This window comes from Pseudomonas laurylsulfativorans (assembly GCF_002906155.1).
Taxonomy (GTDB): domain Bacteria; phylum Pseudomonadota; class Gammaproteobacteria; order Pseudomonadales; family Pseudomonadaceae; genus Aquipseudomonas; species Aquipseudomonas laurylsulfativorans.
The window spans coordinates 120,597-137,376 of sequence record NZ_MUJK01000014.1 but is presented as its reverse complement, the minus strand read 5'-3'; the positions used below and the strand labels follow the sequence as shown (position 1 = coordinate 137,376).

General features: G+C 57.0%; 16 protein-coding genes. 9 read left to right on the top strand and 7 right to left on the bottom strand.

Annotated features, from left to right (window positions below; all coding sequences use genetic code 11):
* Nucleotides 1-22: 22 nt before the first annotated feature.
* The gene (locus B0D71_RS27960) at nt 23-1,051 is read left to right on the top strand and encodes an IS110 family RNA-guided transposase (RefSeq protein WP_103392895.1); all 1,029 of its coding nucleotides are present in this window, start codon (nt 23-25) and stop codon (nt 1,049-1,051) included.
* Nucleotides 1,052-1,398: 347 nt separating this feature from the next.
* On the opposite strand, the gene B0D71_RS27955 is transcribed toward B0D71_RS27960, so the two are convergent.
* The 3 genes from B0D71_RS27955 to B0D71_RS27945 all read right to left on the bottom strand — a co-directional run bounded on the left by B0D71_RS27955 (nt 1,399) and on the right by B0D71_RS27945 (nt 3,202).
* Complete coding sequence (locus B0D71_RS27955) at nt 1,399-1,887, bottom strand: GNAT family N-acetyltransferase (protein WP_103397587.1); 489 nt, start codon at nt 1,885-1,887, stop codon at nt 1,399-1,401.
* A 98-nt stretch (nt 1,888-1,985) separates the two neighbouring features.
* A complete protein-coding gene (locus tag B0D71_RS27950; protein ID WP_103397586.1) occupies nt 1,986-2,471 on the bottom strand; it encodes a GyrI-like domain-containing protein in 486 nt (161 codons plus the stop codon).
* A 68-nt stretch (nt 2,472-2,539) separates the two neighbouring features.
* Nucleotides 2,540-3,202, bottom strand: coding sequence for a LysE family translocator (locus B0D71_RS27945; protein WP_103397585.1), 663 nt, complete (start codon nt 3,200-3,202; stop codon nt 2,540-2,542).
* Between the two features lie 139 nt (nt 3,203-3,341).
* On the opposite strand from B0D71_RS27945, the gene alaC reads away from it, so the two are divergent.
* Nucleotides 3,342-4,559, top strand: a complete 1,218-nt coding sequence (gene alaC / locus B0D71_RS27940) for an alanine transaminase (protein WP_103397584.1) — start codon at nt 3,342-3,344, stop codon at nt 4,557-4,559.
* 157 nt (nt 4,560-4,716) lie between these two features.
* On the opposite strand, the gene B0D71_RS27935 is transcribed toward alaC, so the two are convergent.
* Both B0D71_RS27935 and B0D71_RS27930 read right to left on the bottom strand, forming a co-directional pair.
* Nucleotides 4,717-6,069, bottom strand: a complete 1,353-nt coding sequence (locus B0D71_RS27935) for a GntP family permease (RefSeq protein WP_007974485.1) — start codon at nt 6,067-6,069, stop codon at nt 4,717-4,719.
* 81 nt (nt 6,070-6,150) lie between these two features.
* Nucleotides 6,151-6,684 (bottom strand): gluconokinase, encoded by a 534-nt coding sequence (locus B0D71_RS27930; protein ID WP_103397583.1) that lies wholly within the window; start codon nt 6,682-6,684, stop codon nt 6,151-6,153.
* Between the two features lie 215 nt (nt 6,685-6,899).
* Between B0D71_RS27930 and gntR the strand changes: the two genes are divergently transcribed.
* The 7 genes from gntR to B0D71_RS27895 all read left to right on the top strand — a co-directional run bounded on the left by gntR (nt 6,900) and on the right by B0D71_RS27895 (nt 14,485).
* Nucleotides 6,900-7,931 (top strand): HTH-type transcriptional regulator GntR, encoded by a 1,032-nt coding sequence (gene gntR, locus B0D71_RS27925; RefSeq protein WP_103397582.1) that lies wholly within the window; start codon nt 6,900-6,902, stop codon nt 7,929-7,931.
* A gap of 403 nt (nt 7,932-8,334) precedes the next feature.
* Nucleotides 8,335-9,489, top strand: coding sequence for an aromatic ring-hydroxylating dioxygenase subunit alpha (locus B0D71_RS27920; RefSeq protein WP_205886063.1), 1,155 nt, complete (start codon nt 8,335-8,337; stop codon nt 9,487-9,489).
* Between the two features lie 15 nt (nt 9,490-9,504).
* Entirely contained in the window at nt 9,505-10,884 is a 1,380-nt protein-coding gene (locus tag B0D71_RS27915; RefSeq protein WP_205886061.1) for a diaminobutyrate--2-oxoglutarate transaminase family protein, read from the top strand.
* Nucleotides 10,881-12,185: a SidA/IucD/PvdA family monooxygenase gene (locus B0D71_RS27910; protein WP_103397580.1), complete on the top strand. Its 1,305-nt coding sequence runs from the start codon at nt 10,881-10,883 to the stop codon at nt 12,183-12,185. The genes B0D71_RS27915 and B0D71_RS27910 overlap by 4 nt, the downstream gene beginning before the upstream one ends.
* The gene (locus tag B0D71_RS27905; protein ID WP_165798763.1) at nt 12,178-13,476 is read left to right on the top strand and encodes an NAD(P)/FAD-dependent oxidoreductase; all 1,299 of its coding nucleotides are present in this window, start codon (nt 12,178-12,180) and stop codon (nt 13,474-13,476) included. The genes B0D71_RS27910 and B0D71_RS27905 overlap by 8 nt, the downstream gene beginning before the upstream one ends.
* Entirely contained in the window at nt 13,473-14,087 is a 615-nt protein-coding gene (locus tag B0D71_RS27900) for an FMN-binding negative transcriptional regulator (RefSeq protein ID WP_165798762.1), read from the top strand. The genes B0D71_RS27905 and B0D71_RS27900 overlap by 4 nt, the downstream gene beginning before the upstream one ends.
* Before the next feature lie 8 nt (nt 14,088-14,095).
* Nucleotides 14,096-14,485, top strand: a complete 390-nt coding sequence (locus tag B0D71_RS27895; protein WP_165798761.1) for a tautomerase family protein — start codon at nt 14,096-14,098, stop codon at nt 14,483-14,485.
* Nucleotides 14,486-14,508: 23 nt separating this feature from the next.
* Here B0D71_RS27895 and B0D71_RS27890 read toward each other — a convergent pair whose 3' ends face one another.
* A complete protein-coding gene (locus B0D71_RS27890) occupies nt 14,509-15,804 on the bottom strand; it encodes an SLC13 family permease (protein WP_103397576.1) in 1,296 nt (431 codons plus the stop codon).
* Nucleotides 15,805-15,883: 79 nt separating this feature from the next.
* A complete protein-coding gene (locus tag B0D71_RS27885) occupies nt 15,884-16,735 on the bottom strand; it encodes an isocitrate lyase/PEP mutase family protein (protein ID WP_103397575.1) in 852 nt (283 codons plus the stop codon).
* Nucleotides 16,736-16,780 lie beyond the last annotated feature (45 nt).

Below are 16,780 nucleotides of genomic sequence, written 5' to 3'. Positions count from 1 at the left end.
GGGCTCATCGGAGATCATTGCCATGAACAACGTAGCTATTGCCGCCATCGACCTCGGAAAACATTCCTTTCATCTTCATGCTCAAGATGATCGCGGCCACGAGGTTCACCGCAGAAAGTTTACGCGCGCAGCACTCACCCAATATCTGGCGAAACTGGAACCCTGCACCGTCGTGATGGAAGCCTGTGGCGGCGCCCATTTCATGGCGCAGGAAGTCGCCAAGCTGGGGCATACGCCCAAGCTTATTGCGCCACATCTGGTACGCCCTTACGTGAAGAGCAACAAAAACGACTTCGCTGATGCCGAAGCGATCTGCGAGGCGGCGACCCGGCCCACAATGCGCTTCGTGCACCCCAAAACCCAGGCTCAGCAGGCGCTGGCGATGCTCAACTCGGTTCGTGAGTCGTTCATCAAAGACCGTACCGCCACCGTCAATCGGATTCACGCAGCCCTGCTGGAGGTGGGTATCAGCCTGGCTCCCGGCTTCAAATCCATCAAAGAGCTTCCAGCATTGCTTGAGATGAGTTCATTTTCCGGCTCCATCAAAAAAATTCTGATGGGGTTGCATGAGCACTTCAACTATCTGGATGGGAAGGTCAAAGCGCTGGACAAGGAGGTGGAATGCCAAGCAGCTGAAGATGATCTGGCGGCTCGTTTGATGACCATGCCGTGTGTCGGCCCGATCACCTCCAGCGCCTTGGCTGCCGAGTTGGGCGATGGCAAACAGTTCAAATGCGGCCGAGGCTATGCGGCGTCGATCGGGCTGGTACCCAAACAGCACGGTACGGGCGACAAAACCGTGTTGCTCGGCATCAGTAAACGCGGCGATCGAAATCAGAGGCGCCTGCTCATCCAGTGCGCCCGTGTGTACTTGATACAACTGGAACGACAGAAAGGCGCCTTGGCGGACTGGGTCCGCCAACTATTAGCTTCCCGCCATCACTCCAATCTCGTGGTCTGCGCACTGGCCAACAAGCTGGCAAGAATCGCCTGGGCGATAGCCGCACACCACACTGAATTCGATGCGGGGCCAGCCGCGATGAACGCCTGACCCCGCTGTCACCCGAGCACCACCCACCTGGTTTTGCGATGCTGGATAACTGATGACGTGAACGGCCAACCGGCCTGACGACAACCCTGGGCTCCTACACGGCTGTAAGGCCGTTCAACTAATTAGGGTCGTTGGGCATCGATTCTCATCGAGGCGCGGGGCGACACCCCCACTCAGACGCCGGATAGATGAAAGCAAGCCAAACACGCATCAAATACAGTATTGCAGAAAAGGGGGTAACCATAGATGTAGGAGCGAGCCTGCTCGCGATGGAGTGTCCGTCGACACCACTGATGCTGACACACCTTCGCGAGCAGGCTCGCTCCTACAGGGGATCTGCGGCGGGTTCAGAGCTTGAGCACCATCTCATGCCACGCCATGCCGCCATGGTCGGACGCCGACGGTTTGACGTAGGCAAAACCGAACCCGGCATACAACGGAATATGCCGCTCCTTGCACATCAAATTGATGCTGACCTTGCCCATCGCACGCATGCGTTCGATGAACTCACCCATCAGGCGCTTGGCCAGGCCCTGCCCCTGATAATCCGGGTGCACCACCACCGACATGATCACCACGTGTGGCCCGGCCGGGTCGTGGCCGATCAACTCCTTGAACGCCTCGTCCGACATTTCCACCTGGAACGCCGCACCGGAATTGATGAAACCGGCGACTGCCCCATCCACTTCAGCGACGATAAAACCCTCGGGCCAGGTGGCGATGCGGGTGGCGATCTTCTCGCGGGTCGCGGCTTCGTCACCTTCATAGGCAAGGGTTTCGATAGCAAAGCAGCGGTCCAGATCGGCGGGGGTGACGTTGCGGATGACGGTGTTCATGGCAGCTCGGATTCAGCGGGAAATTAGCCGGGAATCATAAATCAGCTGCCCTGGGACATCGAGAGACGAATCGGCTGATCCGCCTCTCGACACACATCTCACGCCTTGATCGGAATCCAGATCTCCAGCTTGCCGGTGTTGAGCTTGGGGTTGAAGTCTTCGCTGTAGCGTTCCAGTTCCGGCGCATCCAACACCTCATGCCCCGACTGCGGCTGCCAGGTGCCGAAGATGTACTGAAACAGTTGTGGCAAGGTATCCAGCGGCCCTTTGTGCTCGAACACCGCATACAGCTGAGGCTGAACCTCTACCCAACGGTATTGTTCCGGCAAGTCGTCGAGTTTGCTGATCTCGACGCCAGCGATGTAATCGAAGCCACCCTTGCCGTCGAAATTGCAGCAGACGCCGTAGGTGACTTCGCCTTTTTGGCCCGGAATGTTGCCAATGTGGGGTTCGAGTTTTTCCCAGAGCGCGGGAATGCCCTGGGTGGTTTGCTGGGTGAATTGTCCGCCCAGCCCTGCAATCAGCAGGAAATGCCCGTGCTCGAAGCGCGGTTGCGTCAGTTCGACGCGTGGTTGCTCATCCATGACTCGACTCCTAACGCATAAAAAATGGGTTCGGCTGGGAGTATAGAAGCCAAACCCGATTCGCCCAGTTACAGCGCGTGCAACTGCTCGACGGCCGCGGCACCGACGAACTCGTTATAACCCGATAGGATCACGTAGACCGCGAAATAGCAGAAGATCGCCGCCGATGCCATATAGGAATAACGCAACAGCTTGTCGCCCAGCAACTTGCCGCCGTGGCTTGCGGCGAAGCACAGCCCGGCCGACCACAGCAAACCGGCACAGAGGAAACCGCCGAGGAACAGCGCCGAACTGAGCGGGCCACCGCCACCGGAACGGGCGATCAGAGTGCCGCCCACTGCCGCGAACCAGAGAATCGCACTGGGCGAAGACATGGCCAGAAAAATTCCGCGCAAGAACTCCTTGCGGTGGGAGTGGTTACCGACCTCTGCCGTTTCGGCCAGCAGCGCTTCGTGGTGGATCGCCGAATAAACCATCTTCGCCGCGAAGTACACCAGCAGCGCCGAGCCACCGATCCACAACACCCAACGCACGGTTTCGTATTGCAGCAACACGGTCATGCCGGCCAGCGCCAGTACCGCGTAGATCAGGTCGCCGACGCAGGTGCCCAAGCCCAGCGCAAAGCCTTGAAAGTAGCCACGCTGCATCGCCAGGGTGATCATCGCGATGTTGGCCACGCCAATGTCCAGGCACAGCGAAAGGCTCAGCAGGAAGCCACTGGTAAATTCCATCGACCCAATTCCTTCGGAAAAATTTGTTTACATAGAGGCTGGACAGTCTGCCACAGCTGCCCGTACATTCCGCCACAGGTCACCGCAGTGACCAGCGTCGCTCGGACGGTTCCGGGCGCTTACGTTATCCGAGGCAACAATGGCCGAACAAGGTTCACCGCGCCGCTTTGCGCGCATAGATCGACTCCCCCCTTACGTTTTCAACATCACTGCCGAGCTGAAGATGGCCGCCCGTCGTCGTGGCGAAGACATCATCGACTTGAGCATGGGCAACCCCGACGGCGCCACGCCGCCGCACATCGTCGAAAAACTCGTCACCGTCGCCCAGCGCGAAGACACCCACGGTTACTCCACCTCCAAGGGTATTCCGCGCCTGCGCCGGGCGATTTCCAACTGGTACAAGGAACGCTACGAGGTCGACATCGACCCGGAAAGCGAAGCCATCGTCACCATCGGTTCCAAGGAAGGCCTGGCGCACCTGATGCTGGCGACCCTGGACCAGGGCGACACCGTACTGGTGCCGAACCCGAGCTACCCGATTCACATCTACGGTGCCGTGATTGCCGGCGCCCAGGTGCGATCAGTGCCGCTGGTGCCGGGCGTGGACTTCTTCGCTGAACTGGAGCGGGCCATTCGCGGCTCGATCCCCAAGCCGAAGATGATGATCCTCGGCTTCCCGTCCAACCCCACCGCGCAGTGCGTGGAGCTGGATTTCTTCGAGCGTGTCATCGCCCTCGCCAAGCAGTACGACGTACTGGTGGTGCACGACCTGGCCTACGCCGACATCGTCTACGACGGCTGGAAGGCCCCGTCGATCATGCAAGTGCCGGGGGCCAAGGACATTGCGGTGGAGTTTTTCACCCTGTCCAAGAGCTACAACATGGCCGGCTGGCGCATCGGCTTCATGGTCGGCAACCCGGAACTGGTCAACGCCCTGGCGCGGATCAAGAGTTACCACGACTACGGCACCTTCACCCCGCTGCAAGTGGCGGCGATCGCGGCGCTGGAAGGCGATCAACAATGCGTGCGCGACATCGCCGAGCAGTATCGGCAGCGACGCAATGTGCTGGTCAAGGGTCTGCATGAACTGGGCTGGATGGTGGAAAACCCGAAAGCGTCGATGTACGTCTGGGCCAAGATTCCCGAGGCTTATGCGCACTTGGGTTCGCTGGAGTTCGCCAAGAAACTGCTGGCCGAGGCCAAGGTGTGTGTCTCGCCGGGCGTCGGCTTTGGCGAGTACGGCGATGATCACGTTCGATTCGCACTGATCGAAAACCAGGACCGGATTCGCCAGGCCGTGCGCGGGATTCGCGGGATGTTCCGGGCGGATGGACAAGTCACCAAATCCAACACCTGACACAAAACCTGTAGGAGCCGGCTTGCTGGCGATCGCATCGACTCGGTCAGACGTTAAACCGAGTCGCCTGCATCGCCAGCAAGCCGGCTCCTACAGAGGTTTGCATCAGGCACAAAAAAACCGCATCGCTGCGGTTTTTTTGTGCCTGTCGAATCGTTTAAACGAACAGCGACAACAACAGGATAAAGCCCAGGCCCACCACCGACAGGATGGTTTCCATCGCGGTCCAGGTCTTGAAGGTTTCGGCCACGGTCATGTTGAAGTATTGCTTGACCAGCCAGAAACCTGCGTCGTTGACGTGAGACAGGATCAGGGAACCTGCACCGGTGGCCAGCACCAGCAGTTCACGGTTAACCCCCGGAATCATCCCCACCACCGGCACCACGATGCCGGCACCGGTAATGGTCGCCACGGTCGCCGAGCCAGTCGCGATACGAATCACCGCGGCCACCAGCCAGGCCAGCAGGATCGGCGAGATCTGTGCGTTCACCGCCATATGGCCGATCACGTCACCCACCCCGCTGGTTACCAGCATCTGCTTGAAGCCACCACCGGCACCGATGATCAGAATGATCGCGGCAGTCGGCGCCAGGCTCGCATCCAGCCACTTCATCATTTGGCTGGAGCCGATGCCCTGCTTGTAGCCGAAGGTATACAGCGACAGCAGCAATGCCAGCAGCAACGCAGAAATCGGGTGACCGATCAGGTCCATGAAGGCGCGGAAGATGTTGCCATCGGGCAGCACTACGTCAGCAAAAGTCTTGAGCAGCATCAGGAACACCGGCAGCAGCACGGTTACCAGAGTGATGCCGAAGCTCGGCAATTCGGCCGAATCGGTTTCGCGCGCCAGTTGATCCACCAGTTCCTGGTTCGGATGACCGGGAATGTGCTTGGCAATGAACGTACCGAAGATCGGGCCAGCGATGATGGCGGTTGGCAGCGCAACGATCAGGCCGTACAGAATGGTCTTGCCGATGTCGGCACCGAACACGCCGATGGCCAGCAGCGGGCCCGGGTGCGGCGGCACCAGGCCGTGCACGGCGGACAGACCGGCCAGTAACGGGATACCGATCTTGATGATCGACACGCCCGTGCGGCGGGCAACGATGAACACCAGCGGGATCAGCAGCACGAAGCCAATTTCGAAGAACAGCGGAATACCGACCAGGAACGCCGCGAACATCATCGCCCACTGCACCTTGTCCTTGCCGAAGGCGCGGATCAACGTCTGCGCAATCTGATCCGCCCCCCCCGACTCGGCCATCATTTTGCCGAGCATGGTGCCCAGCGCGAGGATGATGCCGACAAAGCCGAGCACGCCACCGAAGCCGTCCTGGAACGCCTTGATGATGGTGCCGATCGGCATGCCGGAGGTCAGCCCGAGGAAGGCTGCGGCGATGATCAGGGCAAGGAAGGGGTGCAACTTGAACTTGGTGATCAGAACGATAAGCCCGATCACCGTGACCACTGCATCGAGCAGCAGGAACGTCTCGTGGGACATGCCAAACATTAGGGGTGTCTCCTGGTTGTTGTTGTTATTAAAGCGGGTTAATCAGAAGTCGTAAGGACAGCGCTGTCTTTGCAAACACAGTCATACCGCCTGCTTCAGGCCGTTCGACTGCCACCAGACATGAGCCTGCGCAGCCAGTTGCTCGACACTATGGGTCGAAGCATCAAGCGCCAGGGTCAACGGCTCGCCGACGGGGGATTCAAGGGTGGCGAACTGGCTGTCGATCAGGGTCGACGGCATGAAATGGCCCGGCCGATGGGAGACGCGGTCGGCGGCCACTTCAGGGGTCAGTTCAAGGAACACGAAGCCCAGGCCCGGCAAGGCACTGCGCAGACGTTCGCGATAGATGTGTTTGAGCGCCGAGCAGGTCAGCACCGGGCGCTGGCCCATAGCGTCGATACGGCGCAGTTCATCGCACAGGCTGTCGAGCCAGCCGGCGCGGTCTTCATCGTTCAGGGGGATTCCCGCGCTCATCTTTTCGATATTGGCGGCAGGGTGGAAAGAGTCGCCTTCAATGGCCGTGGCGCCGCTCAGTTGGCACAGGGCCTCGCTGACGCACGTCTTGCCGCAACCGGCAACGCCCATGATGACCAGGGCGGTGATGGGATGATTCATGTAACACCTCAGCGCGCAGACAGCGCTACCTTTGCCAGTTATGACACTAGACCAAAAGCAGAAGTTGCCGACGCCTTTCTTGTCATTTTGTGGGTTGCAGCAGGTTAGGTCCCAACACCAAAAAGCGAGGATCAGGCGAACCCTCGCTCACGCATTTGCAGCTGCATCGAGACAGCGCTACCTTAGTGCCTTGAATTTTGTTTGGCAAGCCGTCGATGAATCCAACTAAAAACGATAAAAATACCCGCACCACTGGCCGCCCTACCCTGAACGAAGTAGCCCGACTGGCCGGCGTCAGCCCGATTACCGCTTCGCGCGCTTTGCGTGGCGTCAGCACCGTGGCCACCGAACTGGTGGAAAAAGTGCAGAAAGCAGCGCTCGAACTCAACTACGTGGTCAACCCTGCCGCCCGTGCCCTGGCCTCGGCCCAGAGCCATTCCGTCGTGGTGCTGGTGCCGTCGCTGTCCAACCTGCTGTTCATCGACACACTGGAAGCCATTCATCAGGTTTTGCGGCCCAAGGGCTTCGAAGTGCTGATCGGCAACTTCCACTACTCGCGCGATGAAGAAGAAAACCTGCTGCGCAATTACATGGCCTATCAGCCGCGCGGCCTGTTGCTGACGGGTTTCGACCGCACCGAAAGTTCGCGGCGGATGATCGAAGCCAGCAATATTCCTTGCGTGTACATGATGGAACTGGACAGCGCCGCCGGGCTCAATTGCGTGGGTTTCTCGCAATTGGCCGCCGGTGAAACGGCAGCCGAACACTTGCTGTCTCGCGGTCGCAAACGCCTGGCCTACATCGGCGCACAACTGGACCAGCGCACTTTGCTGCGCGGCGAAGGTTTCCGCAAAGCCCTGCAAAAGGCCGGTTTGTATGACCCGGCGCTGGAAGTGCTGACGCCCCGCCCGTCTTCGGTCGGCCTGGGCGGCGAATTGTTCTTGCAGATGATCGCCAGCCACCCGGATGTCGATGCGATCTTCTTCGGCAACGACGACCTGGCCCAGGGCGCGCTGCTCGAAGCGATGCGACATGGAATCAAGATCCCCGAACAAGTGGCGATCCTCGGCTTCAACGACCTGCCCATGTCCGAACACATGGTCCCGCGCCTGAGCAGCATCAACACCCCGCGCGAAGCCATCGGCCGCCGCGCGGCGGAGCAGATGCTGACGCTGATGGCCGGCAATACCGTGGCCAGGCCGGTGCAGGACATGGGGTTTGAGTTGAAGGTGCGCGAGAGTACTTAAAGCTATCTGCGAGGGCACGCTTCAAAAGTTTACCGTGCCCGCCATTTTCATGATCAGTCCTGGTACGAACTGGCAGGAGTGAGGACTGTCATCTATCTACAGAAGCCACAGTCCTTGCTGCATGATGAGATTTGGTGGACAAATTTGGCCCTTAAGTGATCGTTCAAGTGATGACTAGTAATCACTCTTCGCGTTTAAAAAACTCGTAACAACATCCCACTTCCTACAGGCATTTCCTTGTTTCTTATTGCGTCTGGTAATGCAATCGAAAGCCATTAAGCTTCGGCTAACAAGAGACCCAAACAACATTACCTATACCGAAAGTTGCCGCTGCATGAGCAAAAAGCACTGACTTGGAGGACCGCTGTCTCGCCGACAAAAACGATGGGACTGCGCAGCTTGGATGAGAGCTGCCTCCACCGCAGTCCCAGAAACCGCGAACACCTTACAAACCCAATACATCGCCAGCGGACGTTGTAATGGCATCATTTTGCCCGAAAAAAGGGGAACGCCGATGTTATACAAAGGTGAATGGAATCGTGAAGAAGTTGATTACCAAGCCTTGGTCAACCAATGGCATGTGGTCGCACTCAGCGAAGACCTGGATGCTAGCAAGCCCAAGGCGGTCCGGTTGCTGGGGGAAGACTTGGTGCTGTGGCGCGACGACTCGGGAGGCGTGCACGCCTGGAAAGATTACTGCGGCCACCGCGGGGCAAGATTATCTCTTGGCTGCGTCAAGCAAGGGCAAATCGAATGCCCCTACCACGGCTGGCGCTATGACCGTCATGGTGACTGCAAACTAGTCCCTGCACACCCTGGCCGGGCGGGACCTTCATCCGAGCGGTTAATCTTTCGTCACTTCGCGCAAGAACGATTCGGCTTTATCTGGGCAAGTCTGGAGCAGCCCGATCGCCCCCTGCCCGATTTCGCTCAGTGGGAAGACAGCAACTACCGGAAAATTTTTGCTGGCCCTTACCACTACAAGGCAAATGCCTTGCGAGCGCTAGAAAACTTCATCGATGCGTCGCACTTTCCATTTGTCCACGCCAACCTCAATGGGCTACCCGACGCCCCTGAGCCGCTAAAACAATACACGGTCAGTCTCGATGAACGAGGCTTACACTCCAGTGAAATAAGCGTTTTCCAGCCCTATGGCGACCATCGGGCAATCCCCGTGACCGCGCGCTATAAGTACTCGGTCTTCAACCCGACGACGGCCTATTTCAAGAAAAAGACTGGCGAAATCGAACGGTTCTGCACCTTCTTCAATGCCACTCCCGTCGATGAAGCCGAATGCATTATCTGGCTGATCGTGGCCATCAATTTCGGCCCTGAGCTGAGCTTGGAACAGATCCTCTCGCGCCAAAACATTGTGTTTGAACAGGATCGACACATTGTCGAAGCGCAGCGTCCTGCCCGTTTGCCTCTGGATCCCAAAGCCGAGATGCACGTGAACAGCGACCGCATGGGACTCGAATACCGGCGCTGGCTGAAAAACCTGGGGGAAGCTTCCAGACATCGCAGCTTCACGCAATTGATCCGAACAGTCTCGCAGTGACAAGGAAGCCAAAACATGAGCATTGACACTATCGAATACTTCAGCAGCCGCGAGTCCAACGCCCGTACGTATGCACGCAATATTCAACGAATTTTCACTCACGGGGCGCTGGCCCAGGTGCAGGACAGCGATGGTCGAAATTATATCGACTGCCTGGCGTGCGCTGGAGCCCTGCCTCTGGGTCATAACCACCCTTTCGTGCAGGAGCGTGTAATCGAATTCTTGCAGTCGGGACAGCTACAACAAGCACTGGACCTTGCGACGCCGGCCAAATATCACTTCATGAATGAGCTGTTTGCGGCCCTGCCCGCAGACTTTGCCTCACAGGCCAAGCTCCAGTTCTGCGGTCCGACTGGAGCGGATGCGGTTGAAGCTGCCCTCAAACTATTCAAAACCGCAACTGGGCGCCGTCCTGTGCTGGTGTTTCAGGGCGCCTACCATGGGATGAGCCATGGCACTTTAGGGATGATGGGCAATCTGGGCCCCAAACAAGCAATCAGTGGCGTGCCTGCAGAAATTCAATTCTTGCCCTATCCCTACACCTATCGCAGCCCCTTTGGCGCCCAGGTCGACGCCCTTGAAACCGAACGCCTGAGCCTGGCGTTTCTCGAAAGCGTGCTTGGTGATCCCGAAAGCGGCGTGTGCAAGCCGGCAATGGTCTTGCTTGAAGCCATTCAGGGCGAAGGGGGTTGTATCCCCGCCAGCGCCAATTGGTTGCGTCAGGTCAGAGAAATCACCCAGCGTCATCAAGTGCCATTGGTGATTGACGAGATCCAGACCGGTATTGGCCGCAGTGGCGACATGTTCGCCTTCGAGCATGCGGGTATCATCCCCGATGCCATCTTGCTGTCCAAAGCCATCGGGGGCGGGTATCCGCTTTCACTGCTCGTCTATCTGGAGAAGTATGACCAATGGAAGCCCGGCGCCCATGCCGGCACGTTCCGAGGCAACCAGATCGCACTGGTCAGTGGCGCGGCAACCCTGGAATTTATCCGGCGCGAGCACGTGCTGGAGCATGTCCGTGAAGTAGGCGAATTGCTGCGTCAAGGGCTACTGGAATTGGAAGACAGCTTCCCCTGCATTGGCGACGTTCGTGGGCGGGGGCTGATGCTGGGTATGGAATTGATCGAGCCAAACGCAACCCCGGATGCACTGGGCCATCCACCGGCAGCGGGCGCCTTGGCCAGCGCGGTTAAAAAAGCCTGTCTGGATGAAGGCCTGATCATCGAAAGCGGTGGTCGGCAGGGTGCCGTGCTGCGCTTCCTGGCGCCACTGGTGATTACCCGTGACGAGGTGCGTGAGATTGTCGAGCGCCTCAGCCGGGTACTGGCTCGACATACGCCCGCCAAAACCAAGGGACATACACGCAAGGTTGCCGTGGGAGTACAGGCATGAGCACCTCCACGCAAATACTGGACGTGTTGGGCATCGGCTTCGGCCCTGCGAACATTGCGTTAGCTATCGCACTTGAGGAGTTAGCGCCCGCGTTGACGGTGCGCTTTGTGGAAAGACGATCCGAACCGCTATGGCAGCCCAACATGCTGTTGCCAGGCTCGGACATCCAGAATCATCCCCTGCGTGATCTGGTAACGCCGCGCAACCCGCGCAGCCGTTACACCTTTACCAACTTTCTGTTCGAAAACCAGCGTCTCTACGAGCACCTGAACTTGCCGCTGCATTACCCTTTGCGGCTTGAGTACGCGCAATACGTGACCTGGGTGGCGGAGTTCTTCAAGGAGCAAGTCGATTACAGCTGTAAAGCCGTATCGGTCGAGGAGGTGGAAGCGGGATCTGAGGCCGGCATCGATCACTACCGGGTCCGCTCAGCCAATGGCCAAGTATATCGCGCTCGCAGTCTGGTACTGGCACCGGGCAGAACACCACATATCCCGGCGCCCTTCACCGGACTTGTCGATGCTCGGATACAACATCTGAATCATTATCTGCCGGCTCTGCAAGAAACCATCGAACGCACCGCCGGGCAATGTCGTGTGGCTGTGATCGGAGGCAGCCAAAGCGCTGTCGAGATATTGCTGCATGTCAGTGAGCAGGCGGCCGTGAAGGAAGTCGTGGGTTACACCCGAAACTTCGGTTACCGACAGAAAGACACGAGTCCTTTTTCGGATGAAGTCTATTTCCCCGAATTCGTCGATGCTTTTCACCGTGCAAGCCCCGAGCATAAAACCCGGTTACGTCAGGAGCTGCTCTACACCAACTATTCAGCTTCTGACATCGATGTACTCAATCAGCTCTATATCAAGCGGTACGAGCAGAGCTTGCGCGGCGAGCACTGGCTGGAGATCAAAACATGCCATGAAATAACCGCCTGCATACCCGGAACAGAAGGTATCGAGTTGCAGAGCCGGCATTTTCTGGAAGGAAAAACCTTTCGAAAAACCTTCGACTTGGTGATTCTGGCCACAGGGTTTCTCGATTTGGGTACCGGCGAGCGCGAAGAACCCTACCCTCCACTACTCGCCCCTCTGGCAACACGTCACGGCGCTATGCAAACCGCCCGCGATTATCGGATCAATCTGGACGGGTCTTTGCCGACCTACCTCAACGGACTTTGCGAGTCCTCCCATGGGATGGGCGATGCAGGTTCCTTCAGCTTGCTCGCCCTGCGCTCGAAAACCATTGTCGAGTCGCTCAACACCCATTTGTCGAAACGGGTTGAGTATCAGCGTTATGCCTGAGAAAAATCTTTCCCGGTTATTGATCGCCCCATCGGTCTGGCAAGCCGGGTGGCCGTGTAAAACCGTGCATTCGGCACTGCTTCCGTTCGACAGCGATGTAGTGGTGATCGGTGCTGGAATCGGCGGACTGGCTGCTGCCTTGCAGGCTCTGGACGCCGGGTGTTCGGTGACCGTACTCGAGGCGAGCCAGATAGGCGCAGGGGCAAGCGGGCGCAATTCTGGCTTCGTTGTACCAGTGCCTTCCCGGCACACGCCGCAGTCATTACGCCAGTGTCTTGGGGATGGTGCTGGCCATTTCGCTCGTGCGCTTCAGCACGCCGGCAGCGATGTCCTTTCCTGGTCTGGTGCGACGTCGCACCAGACTGGTTGGATGCAGCCATGGGCAAACCACTGCACACCGCAATTGCAGGCCATCGCCCAAGGCTGGCAAAACCTGGGCATTAGAGTGGAAATGTCCAACCGTAAACGCATGGAGAGCGATCTGGGGACTGCGCATTATAGCGCCGGCTTGTACTACCCAGAGGGTGGAGCGGTAGACCCTTTCGCACTGGTGCAGACCATGGCGAACGACGTTGCCAGCCGTGGAGGACGAATTGTCGAAGACTGCCCAGCCTTGCAGATCAATCCGCACGCCTCTCATCTGGGCATCATCACTCCATTGGGAGAGCTCAAGGGAAATCGCGTTCTGGTCGCCGGAAACGCCTATGGTGTCGAGGCAAGCCGTATGACTCGACGGGCGGTGAGCCCAATGGCCCTGATCCTCGCGACATTTGACATGACCGAGGTTGGACCGGACGTCGGTGTAATGCCTTTTTCGGACAACCGAAAAGACATGTGGTTTTTTCGCAAGCTCGAGCGATCCCGGGTACTGACTGGGTGTTTTGCATTGCCGTTGGTGCAATCAGTCAATCAATGTAGCTCCTTGCTCAAGGAGCGCCTCCATACGATTTATGCAAAACCTCCAGGCGAATTGGAACACCTATGGGCAGGCTGGGTGGGGCTGACCCACGACGCGATGCCAGCGGTCGATAGCCCAGATGAGCGCATCATCAGCTGGAGCGGATGCAATGGCCGCGGCCTGGCACTATCGACTTTGATGGGCCGTACGCTGACGGACCGGCTGCTGGGTAAAGACGCCTTAAAGTTGCCTTTCTCCTCTTCTCGTTACTGGCACAAGGGCAACGTCCTCGGATGGCTGGCACAAACGCTTATTGCCGTGGACCGCTACACACAACGCCGCCGTGCATTCACTCTTTTTAACCGTCCAAGTCCATCGGGAGCCACCTCTTGAGTCAGTGTCCTTTCCATTACCGTGAACATCGTTGTACAGATCAGCATCTGATCAATCGTTTTATCGACACGTTTCCATTGGCGCTGATTACGTCCCAGACGGGCGGCAACTTTCACAGCAGCCATATCCCTTTATTGCGCAATCCGGATGGGACGCTGTTTGGCCATGTGGATCGACGCAACCCCCAGTTCAGGGAGGCGGCATCGTTGAAGTGCCACATCGCCTTTATCGGGCCATCGAGTTACATCCCGCCAGAAGCCTACCGCAATACGCAATTGCCTACCTGGAACTACCTGGCGGTCCATATACAGGCAGACATCGAAGTGATCGACAACGAAACCGAAAACCTCGACATTCTTATGCAAAGCGCACAACGGTTCGCACCCGACGGTTGCGAGTATCGTGTCGACACTCAAGACCCGAGAGTTATACGGAACCTGCCCCACATCCTCGGACTTTCCATACACCCAGAAACCGTCGAAGGCCGCTTCAAGTTGTCTCAAGACAAACCATCGCAAGACCAGGTATCCGCCCTGAACTGGCTGGTGGAACAACACAAAGTCGTCCATGAGCAACTTCTTGAGTTCTCCTCATTTCTTCACCTTTCATGAGTTTTCCTATGCCAATCGTACGAGTTGAAGATCCGGTCAATCGCCCCCAGGGCATCCGACGCGAGGTCATCGAGACAACTTATCGATGCCTGAAACGGGCCTTTGGGGTCAGCGATGAAGAACTACAAGCCCGTTACGAACACTATCGCGAGGAAGATTTTCGCGCTCCCGGTGATAAGCCGGAGTATTTACAGGTGAGTATCACTGTGTTCAAAGGCCGTACGCTGGCGACAAAACGCAAACTCTATATGGAGCTGAGCAACTCGCTTGCGGAGCTGTTGGCTATTGCACCCTCTTCGGTACTCATCCTGCTCGATGAGCACGATGCGGAAAACTGGGGAATGCAGGGCGGTGTCCCCGCTAGCGAGATCGACTTTGGTTATTCGGTTAACGTGTGATGCACTTCAAGCAAACGACAGGATCACGGTAACCAACCCAGAAAGACGAACCATCCGTAATTCATGGGAACCAATACAACAAACGTAATGAATGCAAGCGCAAGACTCAGTCGTAACGCTGCCATGAAGGGGATTCTTCCCATTTCAATAGCAAGAACAATCGGAGAGGCTTGGTAAGGTAGAATCGGCGTTGCAAATCCGATGACCTGAATCATCAGAACGCTAAGTAACGATAACCCGGATGCAGTGGCTAACGACTGTGCCAAGGGAGTAAATAGCGCTGGAACTCCGTTCGCTGTAACCACGAAGTTCAGCAGCGTTGAAAGACCTACGATTGAGGTGTAACTGAGAAACGGTGAGTCCGGATCCAACGGTGCAATGGCGAGAACTTCATTGCCTATTAACGTTCCGAGTCCGCTCTGCCCTACAAGTGCGGCGAGTCCAAGGATTGCTGCGACATAGACCGCGGTCCGATGATTTACCTCTTGACCAAACTCGTCGCTGGATACAAAGCCGATTCGGGGAAGGAGGCATAGGCAAGCTGCCACGAGACCGACCCATGCCGGGGAAATACCGTGCAAGGAGTCGGTAAGCCAGAGTCCCAGAGTGATCAAAAGAAGAATGCCCAGTCTCTTCTCCTCAGAACTCAAAGGGCGAGCTGGTTCCACCTCAATGCTTTTTTCCGCTTTATCTGGAAACAACCAGACGACACATGCACATAGTGCAAGTCCCTTCAGAATTCCAAGTACTGGCGCGTGCAGTATCAGATAGGGCAGATAGGATAACTGCAGTCCGTACGTGGTATCGATCGCCCCCGCCATGACAAGATTAGGAACATTCGCAGGCAGAATGGATGCCGAAAGCTGGAAGGTTCCAAAGCCGACAGCGAGTGAAAGACCTATACGCCCTGCACGGTTCTCCCCGAACCCCACTCGATCAGCAAGCGCCAGGACAATCGGCATCAGAAGTGCAATACGCCCCATGTTAGAAGGCATAACAAAAGCCAGCACGTAAGTGAGGCCGACAATGCCAGCGACCATTTGCGGATATGAGCCGGAAAGATGGACCGCGAGTACCCTCGCACATCGAGAGGCCAATCCAGTCTTTCGAATAGCGATTCCGATGACATAGCCACTGATAACGAGCCAGAATGCGGCGGAGGTAAACCCAGAGAAGATCAAGGGGGCGGGAGCGACATGGAGAATCATCGCGAACGCGAAGAACAAAAGTGCAGTCAAGTACTCTGGAAGTCTACGCGTTGCCCACAGCGCGATTGTCACAGCTACCAAACCGGCCACTGTAATGAGTTGCACATCCATGCTGCTTTCCTATGTTTCGCAGATTCGGTTTTTTTTCTTAACTCAACTCAGTTCCTGCAGTCCGACCGCATAGCAGGATTTACAACAAGTCCAAGGCAAGATACCGGCTGGTCTGAACGATTTTTTCGCGCTCCTCGAAACTCGTCAATTGCGCCGCCATAGCGCTGCTATCCCCTGAGCGCTTGATTTCAGCCAAAACGATTTGCATGGCGTATATCGCAGCACGCTGCATATCCGAAGGAATAATGACGAGCTGGTAGCCAAGGGAGGACAGCTCTTCAATGGGCATCAAGGGAGTCTTTGCGCCATAAAACATGTTCATCAGCTTTGGTCCTGGGATGCGTTGGGCAATCGTGCGAATTTGATCCAGTGTCTCCGGGGCTTCCACGAAAATCATATCTGCCCCTGCCTTCACATATTGTTCGGCCCGGGTTAACGCTGACTCAAAACCTTCTGTTGCAATTGCATCGGTACGGGCAATGATCATGCAGTCCTGATCAATCAGCGTATGGCGGGCAATCCGAATTTTCCGGCACATCTCACCTACGTCTATTAGCTTTTTGTCATCCAGATGACCGCAGCGTTTGGGAAACGATTGATCCTCAAGGTGAAAAGCGGCGACGCCAGCACGCTCTAGAGCTCGAACCGTGCGCTGAACATTGGCTGATCCCCCAAATCCAGTATCGGCATCTGCAATCACCGGCAGGTCACTGGCCTCGACAATTTTCTCGATCCGTTCCAATACTTCACTGAAGCTCAGTAGACCGATGTCTGGATATCCAGTAGCACGCGCAATCGCGCCACCGCTGGCATAGACCGCGTCAAAACCCGCCATGGCAACTAGTCGAGCGGAAATACCGTCATAGGCGCCGGGTGCTATCACGGAAGAGCCTAAGGATAGTTTTTCACGTAATTGTCGAGTTGGTTTCATATGAAGCGCTCCTGAATCTCGGACCGTCAGCGTTATGACCGACCA

Bases quoted from the DNA above. Each gene is read 5' to 3' on its own strand.
- B0D71_RS27905 (WP_165798763.1), top strand. From the start codon at position 12,178: ATGCCTGAGAAAAATCTTTCCCGGTTATTGATCGCCCCATCGGTCTGG.
- B0D71_RS27915 (WP_205886061.1), top strand. From the start codon at position 9,505: ATGAGCATTGACACTATCGAATACTTCAGCAGCCGCGAGTCCAACGCC.
- gntR (WP_103397582.1), top strand. From the start codon at position 6,900: ATGAATCCAACTAAAAACGATAAAAATACCCGCACCACTGGCCGCCCT.
- B0D71_RS27885 (WP_103397575.1), bottom strand. From the start codon at position 16,735: ATGAAACCAACTCGACAATTACGTGAAAAACTATCCTTAGGCTCTTCC.
- B0D71_RS27895 (WP_165798761.1), top strand. From the start codon at position 14,096: ATGCCAATCGTACGAGTTGAAGATCCGGTCAATCGCCCCCAGGGCATC.
- B0D71_RS27945 (WP_103397585.1), bottom strand. From the start codon at position 3,202: ATGGAATTTACCAGTGGCTTCCTGCTGAGCCTTTCGCTGTGCCTGGAC.
- alaC (WP_103397584.1), top strand. From the start codon at position 3,342: ATGGCCGAACAAGGTTCACCGCGCCGCTTTGCGCGCATAGATCGACTC.
- B0D71_RS27890 (WP_103397576.1), bottom strand. From the start codon at position 15,804: ATGGATGTGCAACTCATTACAGTGGCCGGTTTGGTAGCTGTGACAATC.
- B0D71_RS27930 (WP_103397583.1), bottom strand. From the start codon at position 6,684: ATGAATCATCCCATCACCGCCCTGGTCATCATGGGCGTTGCCGGTTGC.
- B0D71_RS27935 (WP_007974485.1), bottom strand. From the start codon at position 6,069: ATGTTTGGCATGTCCCACGAGACGTTCCTGCTGCTCGATGCAGTGGTC.
- B0D71_RS27960 (WP_103392895.1), top strand. From the start codon at position 23: ATGAACAACGTAGCTATTGCCGCCATCGACCTCGGAAAACATTCCTTT.
- B0D71_RS27955 (WP_103397587.1), bottom strand. From the start codon at position 1,887: ATGAACACCGTCATCCGCAACGTCACCCCCGCCGATCTGGACCGCTGC.
- B0D71_RS27920 (WP_205886063.1), top strand. From the start codon at position 8,335: ATGAGAGCTGCCTCCACCGCAGTCCCAGAAACCGCGAACACCTTACAA.
- B0D71_RS27910 (WP_103397580.1), top strand. From the start codon at position 10,881: ATGAGCACCTCCACGCAAATACTGGACGTGTTGGGCATCGGCTTCGGC.
- B0D71_RS27950 (WP_103397586.1), bottom strand. From the start codon at position 2,471: ATGGATGAGCAACCACGCGTCGAACTGACGCAACCGCGCTTCGAGCAC.